Origin of the sequence: Thermococcus alcaliphilus, from assembly GCF_024054535.1 — an archaeon.
Taxonomy (GTDB): Archaea; Methanobacteriota_B; Thermococci; order Thermococcales; family Thermococcaceae; genus Thermococcus_A; species Thermococcus_A alcaliphilus.
On the sequence record NZ_JAMXLV010000012.1, the window covers coordinates 43,132 to 68,932 of the forward strand.

Genomic DNA, 25,801 nt, shown 5'->3' on the forward strand with positions numbered 1-25,801 from the left:
ACCCCTCTACTCCTCTGAGCGTTTGCTTATAAGCCTAACGTATTCCCCTCTAACTGTAACGGGGATTGGTACTATAGCTCCGATGAGCTCAACAACAATCTCATCTTTTGCTTCATCAACTCTGACAACCTTAGCCTTTTCTCCCTTAAACGGACCGGCAATAAGCTCGACAATATCTCCAGGTTCAAATCCGCTAACTGCGGGTTTCTCTTCAAGGAAGTGCTCTATCTCGCTAAAGGCTATCTCACCAGGTAGGGTTCCTTTTGCATGCCTGATGCCCCTGATTGCCTCATCCACCGCTGCTTTCTCTGCAGCTTCAACAAAGATGTATCCTCTAACCTTGGAAGGAGCTAAAATTGCCCTAATAGGCAGGTTGTAGGTCTTTGCCTTACTGTAAATGAGCTTGGCAGTGTTCTCTTCCTGTCCAACTGTTACCCTTACTGCAAATATCTTCGACTCCATCTCTATCACCAAGGGAGTTATGCCCCACCTTCTATCAATGCACCAATAATGTGGATAAGCATGCCGATAAGGCCTATTAAAATAATCCCAATGCCCGTTATCTTAGCAGCAAGCTTATACTCCTTCCAACTTGGCTTTTTGGTCACAAGGAAAACTCTCTTCGACTCAGATATGAAGTTTTTAAACTTTTCTGTGTAGCTCTCTGCCATTTTTAACACCCCTCACGACTCTCAGACTTGACTATTCCCCGACTATTTAAAAGTTATGCTTATATCCTCTCAGTTTATTTATAAAGTTAAGGGAGAACAAAAAGCTAGAGAAATTAAAACAAAATTTAAAGCTCGGTTAAGTCGAGCTTAATAACTTTCTTTTCTTCCTCTGGGGAATATGAGATCTCAGATTCTTCAACTACTGCATATGGAGAGCTGACTCCAGTCACAACGACCATTACTCTAATTGTCTTTTCAAGATCTGGATCAAGCTGTATTCCCCATATCACTTGAGCCTCTGGATCAAGCTTGCTTGTCACGAGTTCAATTATCTGTTGTGCCTCTTCAAGTTTAACATCACTTCCCGCAATGCTTATTAAAGCCCCTTTAGCACCGCTTATGTCGACGTCAAGCAATGGGCTGTTTAATGCCTGTGTTGCTGCTTCCAAAGCCCTCTTTTCACTATCGCTCTCACCAATGCCAATCATTGCAACGCCGCCGTCTTTCATGACCGCCTTTACATCAGCAAAGTCAAGGTTAATTAGACCTGGCTTTGTAATTAGTTCTGTAATGCCCTTAACAGCCTGAACAAGAATTTCATCAGCAACTTTGAATGCCATGTGAATTGGCAAATTGGGCGCAACTTCCATAAGCTTGTCGTTCGGAATGACTATGACAGTGTCGCTGTTCTTTCTAAGCCTCTCAAGACCATATTCAGCGTTTTTAATTCTTCTTATTCCCTCAACAGTAAATGGAAGCGTTACTACAGAAACTGTTAACGCCCCCATTTTCTTTGCTAGCTCCGCAACTATTGGAGCGGCACCAGTTCCAGTTCCTCCTCCAAGACCGCATGTTATGAAGACCATGTCGGCTCCTTCAAGAGCATCTCTAATATCCCTCTCGCTTTCTTTTGCAGCCTCTTCGCCAACTTTTGGGTTGTTTCCAGCACCAAGCCCCCTTGTAAGCTCTTTACCAATGAGTATCTTTTTGTGAGCTTTTATCTTTAAAAGATCCTGAGCATCAGTGTTAACAGCAATTATCTTGGCACCTTGAATTCCAACTTCCATCATTCTATTAACGGTGTTACAGCCTGCACCACCGACACCGATGACATATATCTTTGCCTGCACTTGCTCTAGTATTTTCTTAAGCTCCTCATCAATGTCAGAAGATGGGGCCTGTACTTCAACTGGAGCATTTGCCTCGGCGGAGGTTCTTTCTATCGCGTTTTCAATTAGTTTCAACATCTTTTCACCCTCCCATATCGATAACAGTTCTAAATGTTTCTTCACATTCTCTACATATATAAACCTTAGCCAAATTAGTTCAGCCGATATTTAAATGTGTACTTTTAAAGCTTTAAGCATTTCGCTTCTTTTGTTAGTCTTTGATAAATTCCAAGCCTAGTTCTTCAGCTAAATTCCTTGCAATTTGCCTGGTTTCCCCTTTACTACCCTTCCAATCAACATAAATAGCATCAACGTTCCCTGATGTTCTTTCTATGGCCCTAACAAGCATTTCCCTCGACAAGGGATGTGCGTACTTTGCGGCTATATGGGAAAAAGCAATATCCGAAGTCAGTGCTCTTTTTGTTTGTTTGGGAGCGTAATGGCCTCCACCAATCCCAATTGCAGTTTTGAATTTGCTTTTTTGATAATTTTCCAACACGTATAAAATCGTCTCTGCAACTATTTCTCCGGCTTCCTCGTTTTTCCATTCCTCTTCGCTGGAGCCAATCTCTATAAAAAGAGAAGGCACTTCAAGCTCACTCGGACCATGATGTGTTGCCTCGTAGCATACAGTCCAATCCAGGGTATTTAATTCATGCAACTTTAGAAGTGCAAGCTTCATTGCCTTGGGTTCTGCAATAGCTAAGCTTTCATCTTTTCCTCCGTACATAGCCTTTCCCCAGTTTCCAGTTACATGGGTCGTTAAAGCCGGGAGCTTTTGCTGACTTGAATGCCTAGATGCGAAGATTATTATCTCCGGAGTTATGTTAAGCTGCTTTGCTATCTCTCTGTCTAGATTATCGTAGTATATCATTTCCCTATTTGTTGTCAGGAGGAGAGCATCTCCCCAACGATAAACCCGATTCTTATCGAATTCCTGCTCTGTCTCTTTGAACCCAAAATGTTCAATCAACTTATGCTTAATGTTCATGGATGCTAAATCAACACTGGTTGTCATTATAACCTTCATCCTTATCCCCTATGAGGCATTGAGTTTTGGCATAAAAACCTTAACGTTCTAGCATCAAAATCATTCAGCTCTACATATGACATAGAAAAAGATGTAGATTCTTTCAAAGATAATCTCTCTCAAATGTGTTGCCTTGATTTAAGTAAATATATTTCCAGAAAATTTTCAATCACAGCCCAAAATAATCAAAAACTAATGATTTACGGACAAGTAAAAGTTTACGACCGTAAAGTATATAACGAGACATAAATACAAAACAAATACTGTAATGTATATGAAATTATTTGGATGTACAAAAAAGGAGATGTGAAAAATGAAGTGGAAAGCAATTGGTTTGATATTGGTTTTGGCCCTTGGTTTGATTGTTTCGGGCTGTACACAAAAAGCGACACAAACTCAGACAACAACCCAAGCCCAAGAAATAACCATCTATACCGGTGGAACTGGAGGAGTTTACTTCCCCCTCGGTTCCAAGTATGCAGAGATCTTAACTAAAAATGGTGTCCCAGCTAAGGCCGTTACAAGCGGTGCAAGCGTGGCAAACGCAAAGGCAATTGGAGATGGAACCGCCCAAGCAGCAATCCTCCAGAACGACGTAGCTTACTACGCCTACAACGGTCTCTACATGTTCGAAGGGCAAGCAATAAAGAACATTAGAGGAGTTGCCGCCCTTTATCCAGAGACAGTCCAATTTATTGTTAGGGCAGACAGCGATATTAAAACACTTCAAGATTTGGCTGGAAAGAAGGTGGCCATAGGTGCCCCAGGAAGCGGAACTGCTGTTGCTGCAGAACAAGTACTTAGAGCAGCTGGTGTATGGGACAGCATTGAAAAGGTGAACCAAAAGTTCAGCGAGGCTTCACAAAGCCTTAAGCTCGGCCAAGTTGACGCGGCCGTTATAGTCTCCGGAATTCCAACCCCGTCAGTTAACCAAATAGCCGTCCAGACACCGGTTAGAGTCCTTCCAATTCCAGATGACATTCTTAACAAGCTCAAACAACAGGGGTACATATTCTACGTTAGACAGGTCGTTCCAAAGGGAACCTACAATGGTGTTGAAGAGGACACTCCAACCCTAGCCGTTAAAGCAATGCTTGCCGTGAGTGCCGACCTTTCAGAAGACACGGTTTACAAGATGACTAAGATATTGTTCGAAAACGTCGACCAACTTAGGGCAGTTCACCAGAAAGCCCAACTTATAAGCCTAGAAACAGCTCTTGACGGTATGAGCATACCACTTCACCCCGGAGCAATAAAGTACTATGAAGAGAAAGGCCTAAGCATTCCAGAAGAGCTTAAAGGGTGAATCTTTTGAAGAGGTTTCTTTTTTTGCTTCCTTTTCTTATAATACTCCTTTTTCCCGCAAATGTTCTTGTAATAAGCGATGGGACTCACTCGTATGTGAGCCTTCTTGGTGAGAAGGACATAAAGATCGCCTACATCCACAGTGTTCAGAGAAGTGAAATCATAGAAGAGCTTAAAGTCAACAAAACAGGCTTATACGTCACTGGAATGTGGTGGAAGGACTTCGGAGCGGGCCTTCCAGAGGACATCCAATACTTGGAAAACGGCTATTATGTCAAAAAAGTCAATATTCTTCTTGGGAAAAGTCTCAGCTTTTGGTTTATTCCCTTGAATCATGCAAAAATTAGCGTGAACGAAGAAGTTATATTGTCTCCAACCAAAGAAACCCTTGTGAATTTTAATGTGAAGAAATGTCCACTTATACTTGTAATAATGAGGAGGTGCTGATATGGAAATCGAAGAAAAATTTGAAAAAGCAGAGGAGATAGTGCTAGAAAAAACAAGAACCCTCCCTCCAAAACTCGAAAATGTGATAAAAATAGCTGCAATCTTAATAGGTATCTATGAAATCCTTTTCATATTTAACTTCAACTATACCCTCTATGATCTCTTCTCGAAAATGGGGATAAGTATTTCCCCATTAAAAATAACCTTCCAGACAAAGCAAGGAGAAGCTTTCGTTCTTGCAATGATTCTCTTAATAACATACCTTCTCTATCCAGTAAAGAAGAAGGAGCAATATCTCAAAAAAGTTCCGTGGTATGACTATATCCTAGCAGCACTTGGAGTTATCTCTTCAATGTATTTGTTCTTTGTGTATCAAAGGTACGCCACATATGCAGAGGTATACATGACCGATGTTATTTTTGGCGTGATGGCAATAATATTGGTGCTGGAAGCAACAAGAAGAGTGCTTGGATGGGTTCTTCCGCTTGTTGTAGTTGTGTTTTTGCTTTATGGAATAAACAACATAGGGTTTAACTGGATCAGGTTTACCCAGCAGCTGTATTTCGATGAGGGAATCTTCGGAATCCCATTCTTTGTTATGACAATTTATGTCTTTGCTTTTGTGTTTTTTGGAGCATTTTTGCTAAAAATTGGGATAAGCGATTACATAACGGAGTTCATGATATCTCTCTTTGGCTCCCGTCCAGGAGGACCTGCAAAATCTGCAGTTGTCTCAAGTGGATTGATGGGAACTGTAAGCGGTTCAAGTGTTGCCAACGTTTTAACTACGGGAACTTTCACTATCCCCCTAATGAAAAAAGCCGGCTATCCCCCCGAGGTTGCCGGAGCCGTTGAGCCTGTTGCTTCCACTGGTGGACAGTTAATGCCCCCTATAATGGGTGCAGCCGCATTTATTATGGCTGAATTTCTTGGAATTCCCTATAACAAGTTAATCATAGCAGCCGTGCTCCCTGCTTTGGTCTATTATTCGGGCGTTTATCTGTTCATAGACCTAGAGACAAAGAGACTTGGACTAAAAGGAATGCCGAGGGAGAAATTCGCACCTCTTAACTATTTCATTAGAAAGCTCTACATACTACTCCCAATAGCCGTTATTACAGTGGCGTTAGTTTGGGGAATTCCCCCGCACATATCCGCAATTTCTTCTCTAGGGATAGCAATCTGGGTTGCCTGGATATCAAAGGACAACATCAAAGGGCATGAGGGAATTTACGTAGCTTCAGTAATAATAACCACGATCCTTATGTTTACCGGCAGAGAAATAGCATTGCCAGTGACAATAGTCCTTATTTTGCTTGCATTATCCTTAATAGTATTGTCTTTTTCAACCAAACTGCTGGAATTTAACGAAAAGCTGTACATAAGCTTGCTCTTCATTCTGTTTATAGCCCTAACCAAGTACCTGGGAATGAGAAAAGAGCAAATACTGCTGATGAGCGGCGTCATGGGGATAGTTTTCTCGCTAATAGTTGGGTATATCTCAAAAAGTGAAGATGGTAAGAAAATGTACTCAGCCACCTACGAATCCATGATCGATGCTGGGAAAACAAGTACAAGTGTAATGCTGGCAGCAGCAAGTGCTGGGCTTATCCAAGGGGTACTTACAATGACAGGACTTGTAACAAGCTTGGGGTACAGATTAATCGACTTAACGGCAGGAAACCTTTGGCTTTTACTTGTATTAACTATGATATTCAGCCTAATCTTAGGAATGGGAGTGCCAACAACGGCAAACTATATAATAACATCTCTTGTAGCTGCTCCAGCAATATATAATGCAGTCTTAGGTTTACAGCCCTATAGCTCTCCCGTCCCTGGATTTACAACTCCAATAGCTTTGCTGGCAGCACACTTCTTTGTATTCTACTTTGGAATACTTGCCGATGTTACTCCACCAGTAGCTTTGGCTTCTTATGCAGGTTCAGCTTTAGCGGGAGGAGATTTCTGGAAGACAGCAATGAATGCCGTGAAATATGCCTTAGCCGGATACATCGGCCCATACATTTATTTCAACCATCCAGAAATGTTCTTAATAACTGTGGAGAAGTGGACAGCAACAACAGCTCTCCAAGTACTTTACGATTTCGGAGCTACACTTTTAGTCATGTATCTCTTGGCGATAGCACTTACTGGCTGGTTCCAGAAAAACCTCAGAAAGGAAATAAGAGCAGTTATTGGAGCAATAGGATTTGCCGCAGCAAGCCTTCATATAGTTCCGGTTGCAATTGGAGTAGTAACTGTCGTAGGGCTTAGGCTTTTTGGGAAAAAGCTCATGGGCTGACTTCTTCTTTTGTTTTTTGCAGTTCCTCAATTATTGATTGAGTGAGGTTTTGAATGTTCTGAGCAGCATTTAAAACGGTTCTTCTGATTAGTTGAACTACAACAAAGATTATAATCATGACAATGGCTATCATCATTAAGTACTCTATAGCTGCCTGAGCCTTTCTTTTCATCCTTTCATCCTCCGAGAGCTTGGGCTATCTGCTTAGCAACAAAGCCTGAGGCTATTATAAAGCCAATTGCGACTGCAGAGGTTATTATTACAAACTCAATTATCTTATCCAAAATATACATGAGCACCTTCTTCTCTTTTTCACTGAATTCCATATGACCACCGCTTTTAGAATAATGCATAAAGGACTAATAAATCTTTAGCTAAAGAAAGAAGTAAAGGTTAATAAAGCATGACTTCAAAGCCGAGCTCACTTAGCAAATCAGCAAGCTCTTCACTGTCTACATACGCAAGGAGATGATGATTCCCAAGGGTTCCATCGATGAAATCTTTTGCTTCCATGATTTTGAGTTTCATTTGAGTTCTGCACCTGTGCTCGCTCTTTTCCTGTTCCACAACTTCAACACCTGCCACTACAACTTTTCTACCCCTAATTTTCAGGAGAGATGCTTTTCCTCTGGGAAGGCTTACTGCTACTCCAACCCCCTTTCCGCTCTCAAAGTGAGATCTAAGAATGTAATTACCTATCAAGGGTGCTGTACAGTGAGCCAATATTATATGATTTTCTCCATAGTCTGCTATATTGCCCATAAACGCAGGCTTATCAAAGAATTTCCTTATTAATACCATCCCCAATAATGAGTTTAGTTCTCCCTCACACGCAGCAGGAATTCCTTCAGCGTTAAACATTGCCAGAGCTAAACATGGAGTAGCTTTAAGCTTGTTCAGCATCTCAAAGCATCCTATTGCAAATCCATCCAAGTTATAGTCGTCAATTATCTTTCTGAGGGCTACATATATCCTACCTGCTTTCACGAGGTCTTCTCTCTGAGGTTCCTTGATTTCCTTGGCTTTTGCAATTATTTCTTCAATGGCTTTCCATCCTTCAGCTTCTGTTGTCGATTCGTAGTATTCGTAGAACTTCTTCAGGCTTATATGCACATAAGGAAGCTCAAACTTTTCATTTATAAGCCATACGGAGGTTCTTCCAATCAATCCCAACCTAAGGTTTAGGAACTTACTCAACATCTCTTTCATGTCATCATAACCAAGGATAGCGGCTTTAAGCTCATCAAAGCTTTTCACCAACGTTGCTGGGATTAACCTGTCCCTAAAATACTCCCTAAGCTCTATTGCCGCAGCAATTGAGTTATTAAATGAATCTCCAAAGAGGATTACTGGTTTTCTATAGTATGCAAACTCTTTGAGAGCATTTTCAGTACCTCCAGTTAGGGGATACAAAACTATAACATCAACGTCCTTGAAGTTTACTTCCCTTGTTTCTGACTTTGAGGATACAAACGCTCCTCCCTCAATTTCAAACTCATTGGCAAGCTTCATTAGAAATTCGGAAGCTTTCTTTTCAAAGGCTTTTGGATTTGCCAGTTCACTAATTCCAAAGGCTACTCCCACTTTCATTTTACAACCTCCAATAAAGGTTGAGAGCACTGAAATTTAAGGTTACCGTTTTAAAGTCAATGAACAATAATAAATTGTGGTGAAAATGATCCGCTTTGTGCTTGACACGAGCATCTTTGTTAATCCGGATATTAGAAATAAGTTTGGGGAAAACCCTACAGAGGCCATGAAAAAATTTTTAGAGTACGCGGAGAGGCTTTTTGGTAGGGTTGAATTCTACATGCCTCCGGGTATCTACAAAGAGGTAACTCATTTTGTTGAACTCGAAGAAGTTTCTCCCGATATTGAGCTTTATATAATCAAAAAGCCTCCCAACGTACATGACATTAAAATACCTGCTTTTGTCGTTTATGAACTCATTGACGATATTAGAAGGAGGATAGACAAAGGCCTTAGGGTTGCTGAAAAGGCTGTGAGAGAGAGTGTAATAGACACGCAAAATGTGGACGCAATAATCCAGAGACTTAGGAGAAACTACAGAAGGGCTCTACGAGAGGGAATTGTGGATAGTAAAGAAGATTTTGAGCTTATTCTTCTGGCTAAAGAACTTGATGCCACAATTGTTTCTGCAGATATTGGAATCTTAACGTGGGCTCAAAAGATGGGGATTAAGTGGATAGATGCGGCAAGGTTTAAGGAGGTTCTGGATGAACTCGTAGAAAAGATAGGGTAAATAGTCCAGAGAATCTAAATGATCACTCCTCCCAGATGCTCTTCCACTCAAATTCATCTTTTTTCTCTTGGATCTCATCAATCTCTACCTTAGGTTCTTCCTTATGGCTCATTAAAGCAAGCCATAAGAATGCAAACGGGCCGGTTAGAATGAGGAGCATGATAAAGACCAGAATCTTCTTTTGTTTTTCGTTCATGATTTTAGATTAGATCTTTAGATATATGAAAGTTTTTATAGGGAGTGCAAAAAACATCTTCAGGTGAAAAAATGAGCAATCTCATTATTAGAAAAGCCCAAGAGTCAGATTTGACTGAAATCAAAAGCCTCATGATAGAACTCATTGAAACTCTAGAAAGCCAAGAGGGCATAGATGAAAATGCTGTATTTGAGAACTGCAAAAAACTTCTAACGACTCCAAATGCATATTTACTAGTTGCAGAGTTGAACGGAAAGGTGGTAGGAGCTCTCCATTTAAACATCCGTAGAACAATTCTCCACTCTGCACCTTCTGCACTAATTGATGAACTCGTTGTATCTAAAGAACTTAGGAACCAAGGAATAGGAAGAAAATTGATAAAAGCCGCTATGGAACTATGTAAAGAGCTGAGATGCGCCGAGATTGAAGTGAGCACGGAGATTAGTAACCTCAAGGCGAGGGAATTCTACAAAAGCATGGGCTTCGAAGAGGTTGGAATCTTATTAGAAATGGATTTGGATTGAAAAAGAAAAGCTCAAATCTGATCAAGAAGCTTTTTACGTTTCTCTTCATATTCCTCTTGGGAAAGAACTCCCATATCATGAAGCTCTTTAAGCTTTTTGAGTTTTTCTAGAGGATCTTCTTGAGATTTAGGGGCTTTAATTCCTCTTTCCATACGTATGCCTCTACTCACAACTTCCTTTGGCTTGTGAATAGTCCACTCTTCGCTCATCAAATGCTTTTTCCTTTCGATTGAGACTGGTTCAACCGCAACTTCGTTTAATGCATCCCTTATCGATTCTATAGCTTTTCTCGCTTCTTCCTTATCCATTCTTTGAAGTCTAATCTCGCTACCATCTTCCTTTTTAATCAGAAACTCGGAATACAGCTTGCCGACTTTAACGTACACTTGCTCCAGTTTCTCATAGGGGATGGCCGTTAGTTCATACCTCCCCAGGATTTTCTCATCGATATACATTATTCTCCTGTCTGTAACAACAAGCCATTTTGGTTTGGCCTCTAGGCTGAACTTCTTTTTTATAGCATACAGGACTTTCTCATCGGGAGAAAGATTTTCCAAGATTCCCTTTGGAAGCTTTTCTTCCATGCAGCTCACCTCCTTCACTTTTCGCTTAGAAACTATATAACTTTGTTCATTGCAAAAAATAAAATAAAAAGGCAGTTACCTCCTTCTCCTCAAAAGCAGGGGAACAAGAGATAATATTGCAAGTAATCCTACACCACATGTTCCCCCGGCTGCACTTGACGTTTGGGTTTGTGTTGGTGAAGTGCTTGAAGTTTCTTGAGTGGTTGATGAAGAAGTTGTAGATGGAGATGGTGAGCTTGATGTGGTCTCAGGAGTAGAGGGGGTTGGGGAAGGAGGGCTCGAAGTTGTGGTCTCACTTGGAGTAGAGGTTGTCGTCGTTTCCGTGGGTGTGGGGGCTTGAGCCTCTTTCACTGTAATCGTAACCCGCTTCACGTCCTCTCCTCCTTTATCGTCTCTTACAGTCAGCGTTACCGTGTAGTTGCCCCCGTTCGCATAAACGTGGCTTGGCTCGGAATCCGTTGAGGTGCTCCCATCTCCAAAGTCCCAGCTCCAGCTCACTATGCTCCCGTCCCTGTCAGTGGACTTATCGGCGAAGCTTACCTCCTCTCCGGCCTTCGGCTCCTTGGGCAGGAAGGTAAAGTCCGCGGTTGGGAGGTAGTTCTTCGGCTCGACCTTTATCTCCTTCGTGTAACTCCCCTTAAGTCCACTCTCATCCTCTACGGTTAGCATGACGGTGTAAGTTCCAGGTGTAGAGTAGACATGCTTGGGGTTTCTATCGCTAGAGAAAGTTCCATCTCCAAAGTTCCAGCTCCAGCCAGCAACGCTCCCATCTGGGTCTGTGGAGCTGTCCATGAAGCTCACTTCCTCGCCTTCCTTTATCTCCGACGGTGAGTAGCTGAAAAAGGCATTCGGTTTTTCATTGTGCTGTACATTGATCGTTGCTGTGCACGTCGAATTAGCATTCCATGGATCGTAGACCGTTAGAGTCACGGGGAAAGTCCCCTTATCTTCGTAAACATGCCTTAGCTCGGTGTAGTTACCCTCCAGAGTGTAACCATCACCAAAGTTAATTTCCCATCTCATTGAGCCATTTTCAGGGTCATTAAGGTGTAAGTTGAAGCCAACATGGAGGGGCATCTTACCAGTACTGGGAGTTGCATTTATAGAGCACTCCGGCGGCTTGTTAATCATCCTCAGCACGTCAAAGTTTATCTTGAAAAAGCCCATGTTTATGAAAATCGGGCTCTGTTCCCTCTGTTCGTAGTAGATCCCCTTGCTCGGAACGTAGAAGTCGAGGACTAAATGTCCATCCTCGCTGTCCGTGTAAATAACCCCCGTTGCGTTGTACCATTTGTTTCTGTCCTCAATCCTCCCCCCATACGCTACCAGCACCGAAGTTTCATCCGAAAACTTTACCTCATGGGTTGTGACTTTCTCGTAGCCGTAATCACCCTGAACCGAACCTTCAACTCCTGCTATAACCCTGCTTCCAAGAGAAGCTTTCACGTAGAGAGAAACTCCAACTGAAAACGTGTTTGTACTACCTTCCCAATTGAGCTGCTTAGTATAGTGTTCATAGGAACTCTGAACGTCACTTGCCTCTATCGTGAACATTCCAAGGACATTAGCAGGCTCGTAGTTTTTGAGGTCTGTTATCCTAGTGGGGTACGTGTTGATATCTCCTATCTCATGAAGGGCCGAGTCGTAACTCTCGAAGTGAACATTGGGTGGTCCCTTAGGGATTGACACAAGAATGTACTGCCGCTTGCCGTTTACTACAGCGAGCTCAGGTGGTGAGATTATGGGGAACTCGTAGAGATCGTAGTCAGTGCTCACGTATATCGCACCATCTGCCATGTCCGCGAGCATCTTTTGGGTTATTGCTGTTTCATACACCTCCCCCCTCTCGCGCTGGAGCTTGTAACCAAGCGATGTCTTCAGCCCTGCTTCGGTAGTTAAGAGACCGGGCATTCCCTGCTTGTACCGGAGGTCAATAGTGAGCTTCACGTCATGGGTAGATTTGATTGATGCAACTGACTCTTCCGTCTGCTTGCTCGTGTACTCGGCGTAGAACTTCCCGGTCTCGTTTATGGCGTCATAGTCCACGGGTGGAGAGTTTATCACCGCAATGACCTGATTCACAACGTGGAGGGTGGCTTTATTAGGAGGGCCCACAACTATGGAGTCTCCATTCACGTCCCCAACGGCCAGACCGGCACCATATGTGAATTCTGTCTTCAAACCGTTAGGTCCGTTCAGTAGGTTTCCCTCCATGTCATAAACCCTTACCCTTCCATCATCTTGTGAGGCCCAGACTATCTCGTCAAGGCCATCAGAGTTAACATCTCCGACTACCATCCTATCGCCCTTTTTAAATGAAATCGGGAAATAACTCAGCTCCTTGAGTGAGTAAGCGTTGTTCTTGTACTCTATGCTGAAAACATGGATTCCTCTCTTCTCTCCACTGTTGTCATTATCCTGTGTCGCTATGACGAGTTCTGGTTTTCCATCAAAGTTAACATCTCCTGCACTAACTTCGTCCCTCTCGGTGAGGTCGAAGTACTTGTCGATGTCGAGGGTGGTCACAGGGACTATCACCTCGTAGCCAAAGCCCGGTTTCATGTAGTGGTCCTCCATGATGCGGAGCTCGTTTTCGTCGTGGTCGGCGAGTATAATCTCATCGGAGATTCCGTCCCCGTTGGCGTCCATCCCGGTGATGCTGTCCCCGTACTCGAACTCAATGTCGCCCTCGCCCGGAACGTACATGAGGCCGCGTTCTATGATAATGATGCGGTCCCTGCTCCTGTCCGCCACGTATAGGCGGTAGTGTCCCCTTACTTCCCCTGTTTCTTCGTCCACGTAGCCCCAGAATGCGCAGGCCAGATCGTCCCCGCTCTCAAAGTGGACGTCCCACTTCCGAAGTTCGTTCCCGTACATGTCGTATATGTAGACCTTGTCCGTGCTCCTGTCTCCCTGGATTATCTCATCCTTCCCGTCTCCGTTGATGTCGCACGTTATAAGCTCATCCCACTTCTCGTAGCCCGTGTGGAACTGCACCACGTAGCCGCCGCTTTTATCTTCAAAACCCCAGATGTAGTCTCCTCTGTCACCTATGATGATTTCATTATCTTCAATTACCTTACCCTCGATACCGTTGATAAGATTCGCGTCTTGAGCCTTTGCTTTTGGTAAGAAGATTCCAAATAACAAAGATAAGAGAAAAAAGAGGATTAACAGCTCTTTTATCCTCATGACTTTTCCCTCCAGAGCTTGCAAAGGCTTGCAGAATAGCAAACCTAAGCAAACTTACTATCAGTTTGGAATTTAAAATATATAATATTTTTGTTTGTTTGTGTAAACTATTATTGAAGTAACTTGAATATAATTAAACTACATTTAAATCTATGGCAAGTTAGAAAAACTTATTATTCGTGTCACCATTTTTCTTCTGGTGATCCTATGAACTTTAAAGAAAAACCACTCATCGGAATGGTTCATCTCAAGCCTCTGCCTGGATCATACCTCTACCAAAATGATATTGACGAAGTCATTAACCATGCACTAGGAGAAGCAAAAAAATTAGAAAGAGTGGGATTTGATGCAGTAATGATTGAGAACTTTAACGATGTGCCTTTTTCGAAAACTGTTGAGCCTATAACTGTTGCCTCTATGAGCGTCATCGCAAAAGCAATAAGAGATGAAATCTCCCTCCCACTTGGCATAAATGTCCTAAGAAATGATGCCATAGCGGCTTATTCTATAGCATATGCCACAAAGGCGGATTTTATTAGAGTGAATGTCCTAAGCGGAGTTGCATATACCGACCAAGGAATAATCGAGGGAGAAGCTCATAAACTTGCAAGACTCAAAAAACTCCTCCCTTCAAAGATCAAGATTTTTGCAGACGTTCACGTTAAGCATGCCTACCACTTCGGAGATTTTGAGGAGGCTTTGAGGGATACTATTGAAAGAGGATTGGCAGATGCCGTGATAATCAGCGGAAAAAGAACGGGCAAGGAAGTAGAAATGGAGAAGCTAAAACTTGCCAAAGAACTTTCAAGTGTTCCTGTTTTGGTTGGCTCTGGGACAACTTATGAGAATTTACCAAAGCTGTGGAGCTATGCAGATGGGTTTATTGTCGGGACATGGATCAAAGAAAACGGAGACACAAAGAAGGACATCGACCTAGAAAGGGCAAGAAAGTTGGTAGAGCTGGCAGAAAAACTCCGAAAAGGACACAAAGGTTAAATACCATACCTTTCCGTTCTCATTTTTTATGGTTAAAATAATACATATGAAGTTTTATTTGGCTGAAAGGAGCTTTAGAGTGGTAATGAGGCATTACTTATAGGAAATAGTATCCTAAAATTAGTTATAACTATCTACAGCCAATACGAACTTTTCAATTTTCTAAATTTTAGTGTTTATGTTCCATGTGGAGGAATCGATAATGAGAAAAAGTTGGGTGTTGCTAAGTTTGATTCTTAGTCTAAGCTTGATGCTTTCTCCAGTTACTGCCCATTTTGATCCTCCTGACTCTCCTGCAATAATGGTAACCGTGTGGCTCCTGGGAGTCGCCACTACGGAGGACATGGACGATGGTTTGAACGGCTATACCGACATAACCGGAACCTACAAGGTATCCCAAAGCGGTCACGAGGCCAGTGCAGGGAATTTGGGACTCATCTTTTACGACTGGGACACACTAAAGGGGCGCATAGGATACATCAAAAAGGAACCCCTTTACTCCCACAGGGAGTGCACCCCAATGAACGACGTGACGGTGAGCTTTAACCTGGAGGAGTCCAACAGCATGTTCGCGAATGGGAAGATAGGCTCGGGCTCAATAAAGGTGACAAAACCCGGAAGGTACACCGTAAACGCGGGTAAGGGGAAGGTTCTCATAGAGGTCACCGTGACGAAAACCCCAATAGCCTCGGAGGAATGTTCCTACTTCGAAGACCAGCCCGAGGGTTATGCCAGCAGCATTGTTACGAGTTCGGGAGGCTACGTTTACGACTGGCAGCTTGCGAATATGATAAACATGTGGATCGCCAACAGGACGGGCTACGCTAACATGGTCTTTATCTTCAACCAGTGCTTTGGAGGGGGCATGATAGACGACCTTAAGGAGAAGCTCAAGGGGACGGGGGACGCGGCTTTTATGAGCGCCTCGAAACATAACAAGCCATCATGGGGTCTTGCAGACAGCTACAACCCAAGCAGATGGCCCGAAATGGTTAAGAAAGGATTCACCCGCCCTGAGGACTACTACCCAAAGGAGGTTGGAGAGGAGCTTGCGAAGACCGGTAAAGAGGCCCCAACAATGAAGGAGGTTGCCAAGAGAGCCGAACAGGAAGACCTTCTTGGTCCCTACGGCTCGGACTTTAGAGAGAGGCCTCAATACACCTCCGTCGGCAACGGGGACAACATAAGGATAGGCAAGAAGGCCGATGGCTCAGCCGTGAAAAGCAAGCACGCCATTCTCTTCGCAGGGGACGCCAACCAAAAGAGGCACTGGAACAACATGGACAGAATGTACAAGGCACTCAAAAAACAGGGCTTCAGCGATGCAGACATAATAGCCCTTGCCGGAAACGGGAAGACCATGTCCAACGGTACCAGCGTTCCGGGCTACATTGACGGTCCGGGAACCAAGAAGACCCTCTACGAGGCCATAGTTAATGTTAGCAAGAAGATGAACAAGGACGAGCAGCTTATATTTTGGGTCTCCGACCACGGAAACAGAGAACGAATAGAACTTGCGGTGCTCCTCGATCTCATTGACCCTGTAACGGAGCCAATACCTCCCAAGAAAACCGCAAGGAGGCCGGGGCAGGTAACATGGGACCTTGACGAGGAGTTTTTGAAGGCGATGGAACTCGATTCTGACAATCGGCCCTACGTTAGCGTACTGGTGGAAGCGACTCCCGAGATAATGGAGTTTGGGGAGTATGTGCTCAAGAACATAGAGCTGTATATAAACAAAAACGAGCTGAACATAACTCTAATAGAGCCCATAACGGCGTACGATACCGATCCGGACTTGGATGCGTTCGAGCTTGTGTTCCCCGTAGATGAGGAGCTTCTCGGAGAGGAGAACCTAATCGAGGTTGGCTGGGGAGGAAACCCTGAGGAGTTCATAAAGTACCGGATCATAGGGCTCATCATCAGCACCGGCGGCATAAACGAGCTGGAGGCCGAGTTTGAGGAAATCGAAGAGCCGGAAGAGGAGAAAACTCTGTTCGAATTACTAGAGGAGTACGTCCCGACGTACAACGAAAATGTAGACACCCTTCCCGACATCGTTAAGCGGATTGCGGGAAACGAGCGGATAGACCTGGAGATAACCCTCGAGAATGGGAGTAAACTCAACATAGGTGTTGTGACTGAAGGAGCCCGCATAATTGAATTTTCAGAAGGAAAAATCCCAGAGCCCACAATGAGAGTGTGGACCACAGAAGAAGTTGTAAGGGGTATTCTAGACTCAGAAGATCCTATTAGAACTGGGTTATATGCACTAAAAACCGGAGAGATAAAGTACAGTGGAGTTGGACTCGGAAAATCACTGAAGATCTTTGGTACAAAAATCATTATAAAAATCTACAGATTTGCGGAGGTAATAGGAGACATAGTTGGTTAATCCCCCTCTTTTTCAAGTTTTTTGATAATATAAGATGCATACCACTCAGGCCAGTTTTCGTCTCTTTTACCAATCTCTTTTTCATATTGGGCATGTGTTTCCTCAGCTTCTTTTAAAAGCTCTGCAAGTCTCTCTTTTGTAAGATTACACATAACTTTCACCAAGAAAAAAGTTAACTTCCAGATATTTAAAAGTTTGGAGAACAAAAAATCCCTCAAAACAAATTTGGTGCGGTGGCCGGGATTTGAACCCGGGTCACCGGCTTGGAAGGCCGGTGTCCTAGACCAGGCTAGACTACCACCGCATGCCAGCTGTTTTAACATGAGTGGATTTGGATTTATAAAGTTTGCGATGAGGGAAGGTTTTTAAACCCTCCCTAGAACACAGTTTTGAAAGAATAGAAATGGGTTTTTAGGTGATGAGCATGAAGAAGTTCGCGGTTATTTTGGGACTTCTCTTGATAGCAACAACCCTTGGATGCATTACACAGAGTCAAACATCAACAGAGAGCACGAGCACGGTAAAAGAAGAGCAAAAGCTTGTTATCTACTCCTACGACAGCTTTGAATATCTAGCAAGTGAAGTAATTCCAAAATTTGAAGAGAAATACGGAGTTAAAGTTGAACTCCAGCTCATTGGAGATGCTGGAGAGGTTCTAAACAGGTTAATTCTGGAAAAAGATAACCCAAGAGCCGATCTAGTTATAGGAATAGACAACAGTCTTTTAGCAAAGGCAATCGAAGCTGGAGTACTAGAACCTTACAAACCAGAGAACATAAACCTCGTTCCAGAAAACCTCATCTTTGACCCGACGTTTCACCTAACCCCCTACGATTATGGATATATTGCAATAAACTACAGGGAGGATATGGTGCAAAATCCCCCAAAGAGTCTTGAAGACCTCACAAAACCGGAGTGGAAAGGAAAGCTCGTTATTGAAGACCCTAGGACGTCTTCTCCAGGAGCTGCATTTTTATTGTGGACAATAGCAGTATATGGAGATGATGGATATCTCTACTACTGGGAGAAGCTTAAGGAGAATGACGTCCATATAGTTAAAGGATGGACAGAAGCTTGGACAGCTTTTATGAACGGTGAATTCCCTCTAGTGCTTAGCTACGCTACATCACCAGCTGCAACAGTCTATTACGACAACATAACCTACGTTAAAGCTATAGCCTTCGAAGAGGGCAACTACATGCAGATAGAGGGAGCAGGAATAGTAAAAGGTGCAAAGAACAAAGAGCTGGCAAAGAAGTTCATAGAGTTCATGCTCACAGAAGACTTCCAAAGTGCTATTCCCACCAACCAGTGGATGTATCCCGTAAACCCGAACGTTGAACTGCCAGAAGTGTTTAAATATGCCCTTCAACCAGAAGAAATAAAACCCGTAACCCTCGACCCAGAATACGTAAAGGAGAACTTCGAACGCTGGATTAAGGAATGGACGGCTCTAATGGTAGAAGGAAAGAGCCCAGAAGAGATAATAGCTTCAAGGGGATGAGCTAAGTATTGAAAAGCTTTTTACTTTTATTCCAACTTTTTTTGGTATCTTTTCAATTGAAAATGGGATCTCATCCAAGAATCTTTCTGCGATTATAACCTTGCCCTCCACATCAATCTTGAGCCGTATTCTACCCGGGAGCAGTTCGTAGTCCACTATTTCTCCCGTGTCCCCCTCTTCGATATAAACGCTCTCCGGCCTGAAGAATATCTTTACTCTCCCTTCCCTTTTAACTTCAAAGCAAAGGCTTCCAACATATGCTTTTCCCTCTTCTGCGTTAACCTCTAAAATGTTAGAAAGACCTAAAAACTTGGCTACAAACTCATTCTTTGGGTTGTAGTAGAGATCCAATGGATTCCCAACCTGCTCTATCTTTCCAACGCTCATAACGGCTATCCTATCACTTATTGCCATAGCTTCCTCCTGATCATGCGTTACGTAGATTGTAGTTATTCCAAGCTCTTTTTGGATTCTTTTTATTTCTCCCCTAAGCCTTTCTCTTATTTTTGCATCGAGATTGGAAAGGGGTTCATCCAAAAGCAAAAGCTGGGGTTCTATCACCAAAGCCCTTGCCAGTGCAACTCTCTGCTGCTGACCGCCGCTCAGCTGCTCAGGATAACGGTCTTCGAATCCCTTCAAACCTACAAGCTCAAGAGCCCATGAGACTCGTCTTTTAATCTCTTCCTTAGAGAGCTTTCTGAGCTTTAAACCGAAGGAGATGTTGTCATAAACCGTCATATGCGGAAAGAGAGCATAATCCTGAAAGACAATGCCTATGTTCCTTTCATATGGAGGAACATCGTTCATAACGGTATCATCAAAGTATATCTTCCCTTTGTCTGGCTTCTCAAAACCAGCCATTATTCTAAGTGTTGTTGTCTTTCCACAGCCACTCGGACCAAGCAAGGTTAAAAACTCTCCCGGTTTTGCCTCTAGGGAAGGAATATCAAGCCTGAAATCCGCCTGCTTAAACTCTATGTCCTCAAGTCTTAACCTCACCATATCTCCTCCCCCGTTCTCTCAATTAGAATAAAGGCTATTGTACTGACCAGCATTAAAATAACGGACATTGCTGATGCTGGACCGAGTTGCCGTGAACCTAAAAAGCGGTATATTGCAATGGTTATTGTCGTGTATTCGGGCTTGTATATCATGTAGGTAGCTCCAAGCTCGGCTATGCTCATCGCAAAGGCGAATATCGCCCCCACTACTATGCCTCCAAAAGCGAGAGGAAGCTCAACTTTCAAGAATGCTTTGAGTTCGTTGGCTCCCAAGCTCATGGCGGCTTCCTTTAGGCTGGGCTTTATCTTCTTCAGCACCATGGAGATTGCTCTTAGAACAAAGGGGTAGGCAATAATCGTGTGTGCAAAGACTATCAGATACCAGGTGCCTAAAAGGTTCAGAGGAGGTTTGTGGAAAGCCCTTATGTATCCTAAGCCAAGGGTTATTGCAGAAGAAGCCAAAGGCAGCATCACAAGTGCATCAAATATGTCTTTACCCTTGAATTCCCATCTGTACATTATGTAAGCTATGCTCAAAGCCAAAAGAGTCGAAATAATAACTGTAGAAAATCCAAAGAAAAGGGAATTCCTAATTGCTGCTATGCTGTTTGCACCGAATATAGGGTTATACTCTGGGGAGAAAACCCTTCTGTACCATTCAAGGGTAAAGCTGCCTCCATAGGTGAACGAGTGGTAAACAACAGCTATTAGGGGAGATAAAATAAAAAGGAACACTACGCTGGAGTAGAGTGTTATAAACGCTCCCTTTACGCCCAAAAGTTCTTTCAAGGTTAGAGGTAGTGGTTTTCTAAATATTCTCTGTTCCTCGGCCTTTGCATAAAGGTCAAGGCTTTTTAAGTAGAGGTACATAAAAATAAAGCTCAAAAAGATTTGAATTATAGCCAAAGCCGCTCCTGTTTTGAAGTCCAAGAGGGTCATTATTGCAGTGAATATGTCAACCTCTATGGTCGCATACTGGTATCCGCCAAGGATTAAAGGGATTGAAAAACTCAAAAAGCAGAAGACAAATGTCAGCATTGAGGAGGCAAATATAGCCGGCATGAGCATCGGCAAGGTGACTTTCCTAAAGAGTGTGAATCCCCTTGCCCCCAAGCTTATGGCGGCTTCTTCGTAGTGGGGGTTTATGCGCTGCCATAATGAAGATACCATCCTCACAACCACGGGAAAGTTGTAAAAGGCGTGAGCCAAAATTATTGCCTTCCAAGAATAGAGAATGCCTAGATCCTTTCCAATCAGCTGTGCAATTACTCCAGATCGCCCAAATAGGAGTATAAAGCCCAAGGCAACCATGATGCTGGGCATTACAAAAGGAACCGTTAGAAGGGCTTTTAAAATTCCCTTGCCTGGGAAGTCATATTTTGCAAAGATATACGCCCCAGGTAACCCCAACAACAGTGTTAAGAGTGTAGAGGCAAGTGCCTGCCAAAAAGTGAAAAATATAACCCTTCTGTGATAGCTGTTTGAGATTACCTGGAGAATATACTTCAGCGTAATCCCGTTATCCCACAAACCCTCCTTTAATATGCTCATTAGAGGGAAATAAAAGAACATGAAGAGGAAAACAAGAGGTAGGAAAACTATGAAGTTTCTCCACTTCATTCTCATCGGATTTAATGAGTTATATGGTTTTATAAGTCTGTTGTCCAGTAGGCTAAACCAATATGCCTATCAGCTCCACCGTAATACAGCAAAATCTTGTTCTCGTGTTCTACCATGCCTTCAACAAAGACGACATTATTAACGTGGCCATAAAGTTCCCATTCATACTCTGGAACCATTAGTGGAGTTTCAGTCCTTGCAACAACCTTATCTGGGTATTCTTTATCGAAAATTGCAAGTCCCACTTTGTACTTTAACTCATTCCCATATCTGCCAGCGCTATTGTAAATCAAAGCTATTCCATAGCTAGTCTCAAACAAAGGTGGACCAGGTTCAACCAAAACGTTATCAAAGTATCCTTCTCTTGGAGATAGCACGGGTTCTTTTATGTACTCCCAGTTGACCAAGTCCTTTGAAACTGCCATCCAGATATTTGAATCGCCAAAATACATCAAATAGTTCCCCTTAAAAATGCCTTTCTCAAGCCTTTTTGGCAAGATTGCACCGCTTTTTGTCCAACCTTTGATGTTGTTCTTTTTGTACTCAAAACCTTCAAAAATTGGCCCGTGTTTCTTCCATGTTAGCATATTCTTTGAGGTCGCCAGACACAACCTCGCTGTTTTACCATCGTAACCGGTGTAAGTCATATAGTACGTCTTACCAACCTTCACTATCCTTGGATCTTCAACACCAGCACTTTCCCACTTGTATTCGGGCTCAATTACTGGTTCTGGATGTCTAAAAAAGTTAATGCCATCGTAACTTATTGCAAGCCCAATCCTGCCCGTCAGCTTATCTTCTTTGGATTCTGCCCTGTAAAGCATTACTATCCTGTCCTTCTCTTTAATAACCGCGGGATTGTAAATGTTTCTTGAATCAAAACCTTCTCTAGAGGGAGACAAAATAGGCTGAGGAATCTTTTTTGGAGGCTTTATGTCAATTTTGTTCCCTTCTATTTTGATAATATTTCCAAATATCTCGCTCTTCAAATCTAACAACCTCCTCCTCTTGGGATTCAATCAAGTATACCTTCCTTCTAAACCTAACCAACGCCGAAACCTTAAAGTTTTTGGGCAATAGTGGAGAAACAGTTAGTTCTTTTTCAGCTTTAAGACCTAACAGAGCTGTAAGAAATGCAAATATACTCGCAGCACTCCAAGCCTGTGGGGCATTTGCCCTAGGACATAATAGTGGATATTCACTCTCAAGACCACTGAAGAGTTCTGGAAGCTGAGAATTGGGAAGGAACTTTGCAGCTTTGAATATCGCCTCTGCAAGCGTTCTTGCCTTTTCCTTTTCTCCAATTGATGCAAGCCCAATGGCAATTACTGCATTGTCGTGAGGCCATATGCTACCATTGTGATAGCTAAATGGGTTATAGGCCTTTTCCTTTGAGCTGAGTGTTCTAATTCCCCATCCAGAGAACATATCCTCCTCAAATAACCTTTCAGCTATTTCTTTTTGATGCTCAGCTATTCCGGTAAATAGGAGATGCCCTATGTTTGAAGACACCACCTTAGATGGAACGTTGTCTCCGTCTAGAGCAAGCACATAGAAGCCATCGCACCAGAAATCCTTGTTAAATCTCTTCTTTAGTTCTTCTGCTTCCTTTTTAAGCATTTTTGGATCCAGTGAAGTCAGACCAAGTGAAGCTGCATCCATAAGGGCTTTATAGGCATATCCCTGCACTTCCACCAAGGCAACAGGTGGTTTAGTAGGAGTGCCCTCCTCAGTTGGAATGCCTTCCTTCGAGTCCTTCCATCCTTGATTAACCAAGAGCCCTCCCTTATACCTTATGTATCCCCCTCCTTCATCAAGTCTCCTCAAAATCCATTCCACCGCAGCAGTTAGATTTGGCTTGAGCCTCTCTATTAGTTCCCTATCACCAGTCCACCGGAGGTATTCAGCGGCTAAAATAACGTAGAGAGGAGTTGCATCTACGGTTCCGTAATAAGGAGCAAACGGCATTTTTCTCGAATGAGACAACTCACCAAACCTAAACTCGTGGGGAATCTTGCCGGGCTCTTCTTCGTTAAGAGGATTAAACTTCCTTCCCTGAATCTTGGCAAAGAACTTTAAAGTGCCTTCGGCATACTGGGGATAATATGGAAGCAGAAACCACGATGTGATAATGCTGTCTCTTCCAAAAGGACATGCATAATACGGAATACCAGCAAATGGAACCATCCCATAGTTGGTGTACGCTGTCAAGGCAGTTAGATCCTCAATAGCCCGCTCAAAAACTCTGTCAAGCCATGTTAAGTTCGTTGAGACAACATTTGGAAGCAAAAGAGGCTTTTCTGTCAAAAATATTTCAAGTCCTTCCTTCGAAATCTCGGGAATGAATTCAAGGTAGAGGGTCTCTTTCTCAAGGGGTTCTAGAGCAATCTCTGCAAATGCCAGTCCTTTTTCAGTTTTCATGTTTGTTTTAATCTTCAGATTTCTTTTGATCTTATCTTTTCCAGTATAGGAATACTCATTTTCGTCTCCAAGAGAGCTCTTGATCCTGCGTCTAATTTTCTGTCCTCCGAATTTTCTAACTTCAAAAATATCTTCTATTGGAACTTTAAAGGAGTACTCCACTCTAAGGTGCACCTTCCTCTTTGAGGTATTGTAGAACTGAAGTTCTTCCCTATATGCCCAGTTGTCCTTTATTTCTCGCTTTCTCAACAGAACTACTTCATCTTCTATAGAAAAATGAGAATATGCCTTTCTCGGGCCATCCTGAGAGCTTCCTATGAGCACGCTGTTTTTGTCTAACTTGAGCTTCACTCCCTTTAGAAAGCGGGTATCAAAGATATAAAAACCGTCGTAGTTATCTTTCATATCTCCATTTTGTCTCGTAACGGCAAAAGCTCCGTTATAAGAGAGAATAACTGACATCCCTTCAACCTCCAAAGAATTGAGATTAAAGAGAAGTCAAAAAATTCTCAACTTCTTCCTTCTTTCTCAGATTTACCGCTTTGATACCCCACATTCTTGCTACGAACTCAACTTCCTCTGCGAAATCCCCAGGAACTGCTGAGAGGTGATTTGCACCCATTATATTTAGGAACTTCTCCTTGTCGAGGGGATTCCTTATTGCCGTATGAGGCCATTGTTTGCCCCATTTTAGCTTGGATTCGATTTCTTCAGTGATCTCAACCCCCTCTGCAAGGAAGTATAGGAGGTAATACTCTCCCCCTTTTCTTATAAGCCTTGCAACGGTGAACTTAGTTGGTGGAGTTCTATATGTTAATGCTCCTCCGCTTTTTCCTTGGCATTGGCCTTGTATGGTTGTTTCCTTGAGGTTTTCTTCGGGGTTTTCGCTGAGCTTTGCATAGTAAAGGGATGAGGCACCGCAGTTTGCTATCAATACCAGCTCATCGTCAACGTACTTTATGTCACCAAAAAGTGGAGGTTTTCCACTCAAATAAAAGAGTAAAGCAGAGCTTATAGTCCCTTTCACGTCTCCTTCACATGTAGCTGGCACAACAGGTTTTTCTCCTTTTGCATCGGCATTAAACGGGAAGAGAGCTGGGATTAGACATGCGGTCACTCCATATATCTCACTAAGCTCCGGTTGGCATTTAATTGAAACAGCTGCAACTTCTTCTTTGTATTCCTTCCAGATATCCTTTGCGGCGAGGTATATGGCTATCTGTCTCCTTAAAACCTCTGGAGTTAGCATGTTGTTATCGTAATTAACCTTTGCCTTTTCATTCAGCCAGTCAAAGAACTCCTCAACACGAATACGCTCTTTTTCATCACTAATCATTGAATCTGCTCTCTTGATTATTGTGTACTGATCGAGGATCAAGAAATCCCCTATAAACCTTTTTAATCTTGGAAGGTCGTCCATTAAATGCTCCATTCCAAGTGTATAAGGAGCTCCCCAGAGAAGTAAGGATTTTTTGGATAGCTTCGACACAGCCTCTGCAGCCCTTGCCCATGCTTTTACTTTCTCTACATCTCCCTTAAGCCTTACATGGTGTAGGGCATGATAGTTTACGGAGCTTTCCCATAAGGAAGCTCCAACAGAGGTTATACATGTACTCCCAGCCCAAGCTGGATCATCGTCGGCATAGAGAAGCATAGGTTTGTTGGTTTCCTTTGCCAGCAACGTTACAAGATTACTCTCCGTCCAGTGCCACAGGCCCAAGATAATTCCACTTATATCTCTGGAGCCTATCAATCTGGAAGCTTTAAGGACTTCCTCTTTATCATCAACTCCAAAGTTTTCTCCCCTTTCGAGGGCTTCATATTTTCCAAGAGCCTCATTAACGTCAAAAACTTCGAGGTTAGAGGACTTCAGTTCCTTTATAAGGTTTTTATGTTTTTCCAACAGGGCTTTTTCCCTCTCTACTGAAAGGGCAGTTTTCCTTGGATCTGTGAAAGTTATAACGGCTAGCACACAACACCACCTTGGCATTTGTTATGCATGAATTGTTTTTAAAATTTAAGGGAGGAAAAGAGGGCTAGAATATTGCTTTTCCTGTGGTTTTGTCGAAGATGTGAATCTTCTTCATATCAAACACAACATCAACCTCCACACCCTCCCTAACCCTAGACTCCGACCTGAAGGAGCCGACAAAAGTCACACCACCAACACGCAAATGCACA

The 25,801-nt window shown here is 43.0% G+C and carries 24 protein-coding genes, 1 tRNA gene and 1 pseudogene; 8 read left to right on the forward strand and 18 right to left on the reverse strand.

All coding sequences use genetic code 11. The features are described 5' to 3' along the window. Positions 1–6: 6 nt before the first annotated feature. The 4 genes from NF859_RS00915 to NF859_RS00930 all read right to left on the reverse strand — a co-directional run bounded on the left by NF859_RS00915 (position 7) and on the right by NF859_RS00930 (position 2,870). Positions 7–462 (reverse strand): transcription elongation factor Spt5, encoded by a 456-nt coding sequence (locus NF859_RS00915; RefSeq protein ID WP_004066285.1) that lies wholly within the window; start codon positions 460–462, stop codon positions 7–9. A 17-nt stretch (positions 463–479) separates the two neighbouring features. Next, positions 480–671, reverse strand: coding sequence for a protein translocase SEC61 complex subunit gamma (locus NF859_RS00920; RefSeq protein ID WP_252742592.1), 192 nt, complete (start codon positions 669–671; stop codon positions 480–482). A 125-nt stretch (positions 672–796) separates the two neighbouring features. Then, a complete protein-coding gene (gene ftsZ, locus NF859_RS00925) occupies positions 797–1,918 on the reverse strand; it encodes a cell division protein FtsZ (RefSeq protein WP_252742593.1) in 1,122 nt (373 codons plus the stop codon). Between the two features lie 133 nt (positions 1,919–2,051). Beyond that, positions 2,052–2,870 (reverse strand): D-aminoacyl-tRNA deacylase, encoded by an 819-nt coding sequence (locus tag NF859_RS00930; RefSeq protein ID WP_252742594.1) that lies wholly within the window; start codon positions 2,868–2,870, stop codon positions 2,052–2,054. Positions 2,871–3,183: 313 nt separating this feature from the next. Between NF859_RS00930 and NF859_RS00935 the strand changes: the two genes are divergently transcribed. Genes NF859_RS00935 through NF859_RS00945 form a run of 3 tightly spaced genes read left to right on the forward strand, consistent with a single transcriptional unit; the run spans position 3,184 to position 6,924 of the window. Further along, complete coding sequence (locus tag NF859_RS00935; protein WP_252742595.1) at positions 3,184–4,176, forward strand: TAXI family TRAP transporter solute-binding subunit; 993 nt, start codon at positions 3,184–3,186, stop codon at positions 4,174–4,176. Next, entirely contained in the window at positions 4,173–4,622 is a 450-nt protein-coding gene (locus tag NF859_RS00940) for a DUF1850 domain-containing protein (protein WP_252742596.1), read from the forward strand. Before NF859_RS00935 ends, NF859_RS00940 begins: the two co-directional genes overlap by 4 nt. Before the next feature lies 1 nt (position 4,623). Then, positions 4,624–6,924: a TRAP transporter permease gene (locus tag NF859_RS00945; RefSeq protein ID WP_252742597.1), complete on the forward strand. Its 2,301-nt coding sequence runs from the start codon at positions 4,624–4,626 to the stop codon at positions 6,922–6,924. Here NF859_RS00945 and NF859_RS00950 read toward each other — a convergent pair. The 3 genes from NF859_RS00950 to NF859_RS00960 form a co-directional block, all read right to left on the reverse strand. Continuing rightward, positions 6,914–7,096, reverse strand: a complete 183-nt coding sequence (locus tag NF859_RS00950; RefSeq protein ID WP_004066292.1) for a class III signal peptide-containing protein — start codon at positions 7,094–7,096, stop codon at positions 6,914–6,916. The two genes, NF859_RS00945 and NF859_RS00950, sit on opposite strands and share 11 nt — an antisense overlap. Positions 7,097–7,100: 4 nt before the next feature. Continuing rightward, positions 7,101–7,250, reverse strand: coding sequence for a hypothetical protein (locus NF859_RS00955; protein WP_252742598.1), 150 nt, complete (start codon positions 7,248–7,250; stop codon positions 7,101–7,103). A 67-nt stretch (positions 7,251–7,317) separates the two neighbouring features. Continuing rightward, positions 7,318–8,514: an L-arabinose isomerase family protein gene (locus NF859_RS00960; protein ID WP_252742599.1), complete on the reverse strand. Its 1,197-nt coding sequence runs from the start codon at positions 8,512–8,514 to the stop codon at positions 7,318–7,320. An 85-nt stretch (positions 8,515–8,599) separates the two neighbouring features. On the opposite strand from NF859_RS00960, the gene NF859_RS00965 reads away from it, so the two are divergent. After that, positions 8,600–9,187 (forward strand): RNA ligase partner protein, encoded by a 588-nt coding sequence (locus NF859_RS00965; RefSeq protein ID WP_252742615.1) that lies wholly within the window; start codon positions 8,600–8,602, stop codon positions 9,185–9,187. Positions 9,188–9,209: 22 nt separating this feature from the next. Here the strand turns inward: NF859_RS00965 and NF859_RS00970 are convergent, their stop codons facing one another. After that, complete coding sequence (locus NF859_RS00970) at positions 9,210–9,383, reverse strand: hypothetical protein (RefSeq protein ID WP_252742600.1); 174 nt, start codon at positions 9,381–9,383, stop codon at positions 9,210–9,212. A gap of 71 nt (positions 9,384–9,454) precedes the next feature. Between NF859_RS00970 and NF859_RS00975 the strand changes: the two genes are divergently transcribed. Then, entirely contained in the window at positions 9,455–9,907 is a 453-nt protein-coding gene (locus NF859_RS00975) for a GNAT family N-acetyltransferase (RefSeq protein ID WP_252742601.1), read from the forward strand. 11 nt (positions 9,908–9,918) lie between these two features. Here NF859_RS00975 and NF859_RS00980 read toward each other — a convergent pair whose 3' ends face one another. Together NF859_RS00980 and NF859_RS00985 are read right to left on the reverse strand one after the other, a co-directional pair. After that, complete coding sequence (locus tag NF859_RS00980) at positions 9,919–10,491, reverse strand: PH domain-containing protein (protein ID WP_252742602.1); 573 nt, start codon at positions 10,489–10,491, stop codon at positions 9,919–9,921. A 75-nt stretch (positions 10,492–10,566) separates the two neighbouring features. Further along, positions 10,567–13,707, reverse strand: coding sequence for a PKD domain-containing protein (locus NF859_RS00985; RefSeq protein WP_289846368.1), 3,141 nt, complete (start codon positions 13,705–13,707; stop codon positions 10,567–10,569). A gap of 183 nt (positions 13,708–13,890) precedes the next feature. Here NF859_RS00985 and NF859_RS00990 point away from each other — a divergent pair, with 183 nt between their 5' ends. Together NF859_RS00990 and NF859_RS00995 are read left to right on the forward strand one after the other, a co-directional pair. Next, positions 13,891–14,679: a BtpA/SgcQ family protein gene (locus tag NF859_RS00990; protein ID WP_252742603.1), complete on the forward strand. Its 789-nt coding sequence runs from the start codon at positions 13,891–13,893 to the stop codon at positions 14,677–14,679. 178 nt (positions 14,680–14,857) lie between these two features. After that, on the forward strand, positions 14,858–17,074 hold the full coding sequence (locus NF859_RS00995) for a hypothetical protein (RefSeq protein ID WP_252742604.1): 2,217 nt from the start codon (positions 14,858–14,860) through the stop codon (positions 17,072–17,074). Here the strand turns inward: NF859_RS00995 and NF859_RS01000 are convergent. After that, a complete protein-coding gene (locus NF859_RS01000; protein WP_252742605.1) occupies positions 17,071–17,235 on the reverse strand; it encodes a hypothetical protein in 165 nt (54 codons plus the stop codon). The two genes, NF859_RS00995 and NF859_RS01000, sit on opposite strands and share 4 nt — an antisense overlap. Positions 17,236–17,300: 65 nt before the next feature. Beyond that, a tRNA-Gly gene (locus tag NF859_RS01005) sits at positions 17,301–17,378 on the reverse strand. Between the two features lie 120 nt (positions 17,379–17,498). Here NF859_RS01005 and NF859_RS01010 point away from each other — a divergent pair. Then, positions 17,499–18,578, forward strand: a complete 1,080-nt coding sequence (locus tag NF859_RS01010) for a thiamine ABC transporter substrate-binding protein (RefSeq protein WP_252742606.1) — start codon at positions 17,499–17,501, stop codon at positions 18,576–18,578. Here the strand turns inward: NF859_RS01010 and NF859_RS01015 are convergent. The 6 genes and pseudogenes from NF859_RS01015 to NF859_RS01040 form a co-directional block, all read right to left on the reverse strand. Further along, entirely contained in the window at positions 18,567–19,580 is a 1,014-nt protein-coding gene (locus NF859_RS01015; RefSeq protein ID WP_252742607.1) for an ABC transporter ATP-binding protein, read from the reverse strand. The genes NF859_RS01010 and NF859_RS01015 overlap by 12 nt on opposite strands. Next, positions 19,574–21,199: an ABC transporter permease gene (locus tag NF859_RS01020; protein WP_252742617.1), complete on the reverse strand. Its 1,626-nt coding sequence runs from the start codon at positions 21,197–21,199 to the stop codon at positions 19,574–19,576. Before NF859_RS01020 ends, NF859_RS01015 begins: the two co-directional genes overlap by 7 nt. A gap of 29 nt (positions 21,200–21,228) precedes the next feature. Further along, on the reverse strand, positions 21,229–22,188 hold the full coding sequence (locus NF859_RS01025; protein WP_252742608.1) for a glycoside hydrolase family 130 protein: 960 nt from the start codon (positions 22,186–22,188) through the stop codon (positions 21,229–21,231). Then, a complete protein-coding gene (locus NF859_RS01030; RefSeq protein ID WP_252742609.1) occupies positions 22,136–24,082 on the reverse strand; it encodes an amylo-alpha-1,6-glucosidase in 1,947 nt (648 codons plus the stop codon). The genes NF859_RS01025 and NF859_RS01030 overlap by 53 nt, the downstream gene beginning before the upstream one ends. Before the next feature lie 25 nt (positions 24,083–24,107). Next, entirely contained in the window at positions 24,108–25,592 is a 1,485-nt protein-coding gene (locus NF859_RS01035) for an L-fucose/L-arabinose isomerase family protein (protein WP_252742610.1), read from the reverse strand. A 64-nt stretch (positions 25,593–25,656) separates the two neighbouring features. Beyond that, positions 25,657–25,801 (reverse strand): annotated as a pseudogene (locus NF859_RS01040) (glycerol-3-phosphate ABC transporter ATP-binding protein); the annotation flags it as partial.

What these genes read in the sequence shown, in the direction of transcription:
- NF859_RS00990 (WP_252742603.1), top strand. Translation starts at nt 13,891, where the DNA reads ATGAACTTTAAAGAAAAACCACTCATCGGAATGGTTCATCTCAAGCCT.
- NF859_RS00920 (WP_252742592.1), bottom strand. Translation starts at nt 671, where the DNA reads ATGGCAGAGAGCTACACAGAAAAGTTTAAAAACTTCATATCTGAGTCG.
- NF859_RS00980 (WP_252742602.1), bottom strand. Translation starts at nt 10,491, where the DNA reads ATGGAAGAAAAGCTTCCAAAGGGAATCTTGGAAAATCTTTCTCCCGAT.
- NF859_RS00965 (WP_252742615.1), top strand. Translation starts at nt 8,600, where the DNA reads ATGATCCGCTTTGTGCTTGACACGAGCATCTTTGTTAATCCGGATATT.
- NF859_RS00950 (WP_004066292.1), bottom strand. Translation starts at nt 7,096, where the DNA reads ATGAAAAGAAAGGCTCAGGCAGCTATAGAGTACTTAATGATGATAGCC.
- NF859_RS00935 (WP_252742595.1), top strand. Translation starts at nt 3,184, where the DNA reads ATGAAGTGGAAAGCAATTGGTTTGATATTGGTTTTGGCCCTTGGTTTG.
- NF859_RS00930 (WP_252742594.1), bottom strand. Translation starts at nt 2,870, where the DNA reads ATGAAGGTTATAATGACAACCAGTGTTGATTTAGCATCCATGAACATT.
- NF859_RS00995 (WP_252742604.1), top strand. Translation starts at nt 14,858, where the DNA reads ATGTTCCATGTGGAGGAATCGATAATGAGAAAAAGTTGGGTGTTGCTA.
- NF859_RS00975 (WP_252742601.1), top strand. Translation starts at nt 9,455, where the DNA reads ATGAGCAATCTCATTATTAGAAAAGCCCAAGAGTCAGATTTGACTGAA.
- NF859_RS01030 (WP_252742609.1), bottom strand. Translation starts at nt 24,082, where the DNA reads ATGTCAGTTATTCTCTCTTATAACGGAGCTTTTGCCGTTACGAGACAA.
- NF859_RS01010 (WP_252742606.1), top strand. Translation starts at nt 17,499, where the DNA reads ATGAAGAAGTTCGCGGTTATTTTGGGACTTCTCTTGATAGCAACAACC.
- ftsZ (WP_252742593.1), bottom strand. Translation starts at nt 1,918, where the DNA reads ATGTTGAAACTAATTGAAAACGCGATAGAAAGAACCTCCGCCGAGGCA.
- NF859_RS00945 (WP_252742597.1), top strand. Translation starts at nt 4,624, where the DNA reads ATGGAAATCGAAGAAAAATTTGAAAAAGCAGAGGAGATAGTGCTAGAA.
- NF859_RS01015 (WP_252742607.1), bottom strand. Translation starts at nt 19,580, where the DNA reads ATGGTGAGGTTAAGACTTGAGGACATAGAGTTTAAGCAGGCGGATTTC.
- NF859_RS00955 (WP_252742598.1), bottom strand. Translation starts at nt 7,250, where the DNA reads ATGGAATTCAGTGAAAAAGAGAAGAAGGTGCTCATGTATATTTTGGAT.
- NF859_RS01020 (WP_252742617.1), bottom strand. Translation starts at nt 21,199, where the DNA reads ATGAAGTGGAGAAACTTCATAGTTTTCCTACCTCTTGTTTTCCTCTTC.
- NF859_RS00970 (WP_252742600.1), bottom strand. Translation starts at nt 9,383, where the DNA reads ATGAACGAAAAACAAAAGAAGATTCTGGTCTTTATCATGCTCCTCATT.
- NF859_RS00915 (WP_004066285.1), bottom strand. Translation starts at nt 462, where the DNA reads ATGGAGTCGAAGATATTTGCAGTAAGGGTAACAGTTGGACAGGAAGAG.
- NF859_RS00960 (WP_252742599.1), bottom strand. Translation starts at nt 8,514, where the DNA reads ATGAAAGTGGGAGTAGCCTTTGGAATTAGTGAACTGGCAAATCCAAAA.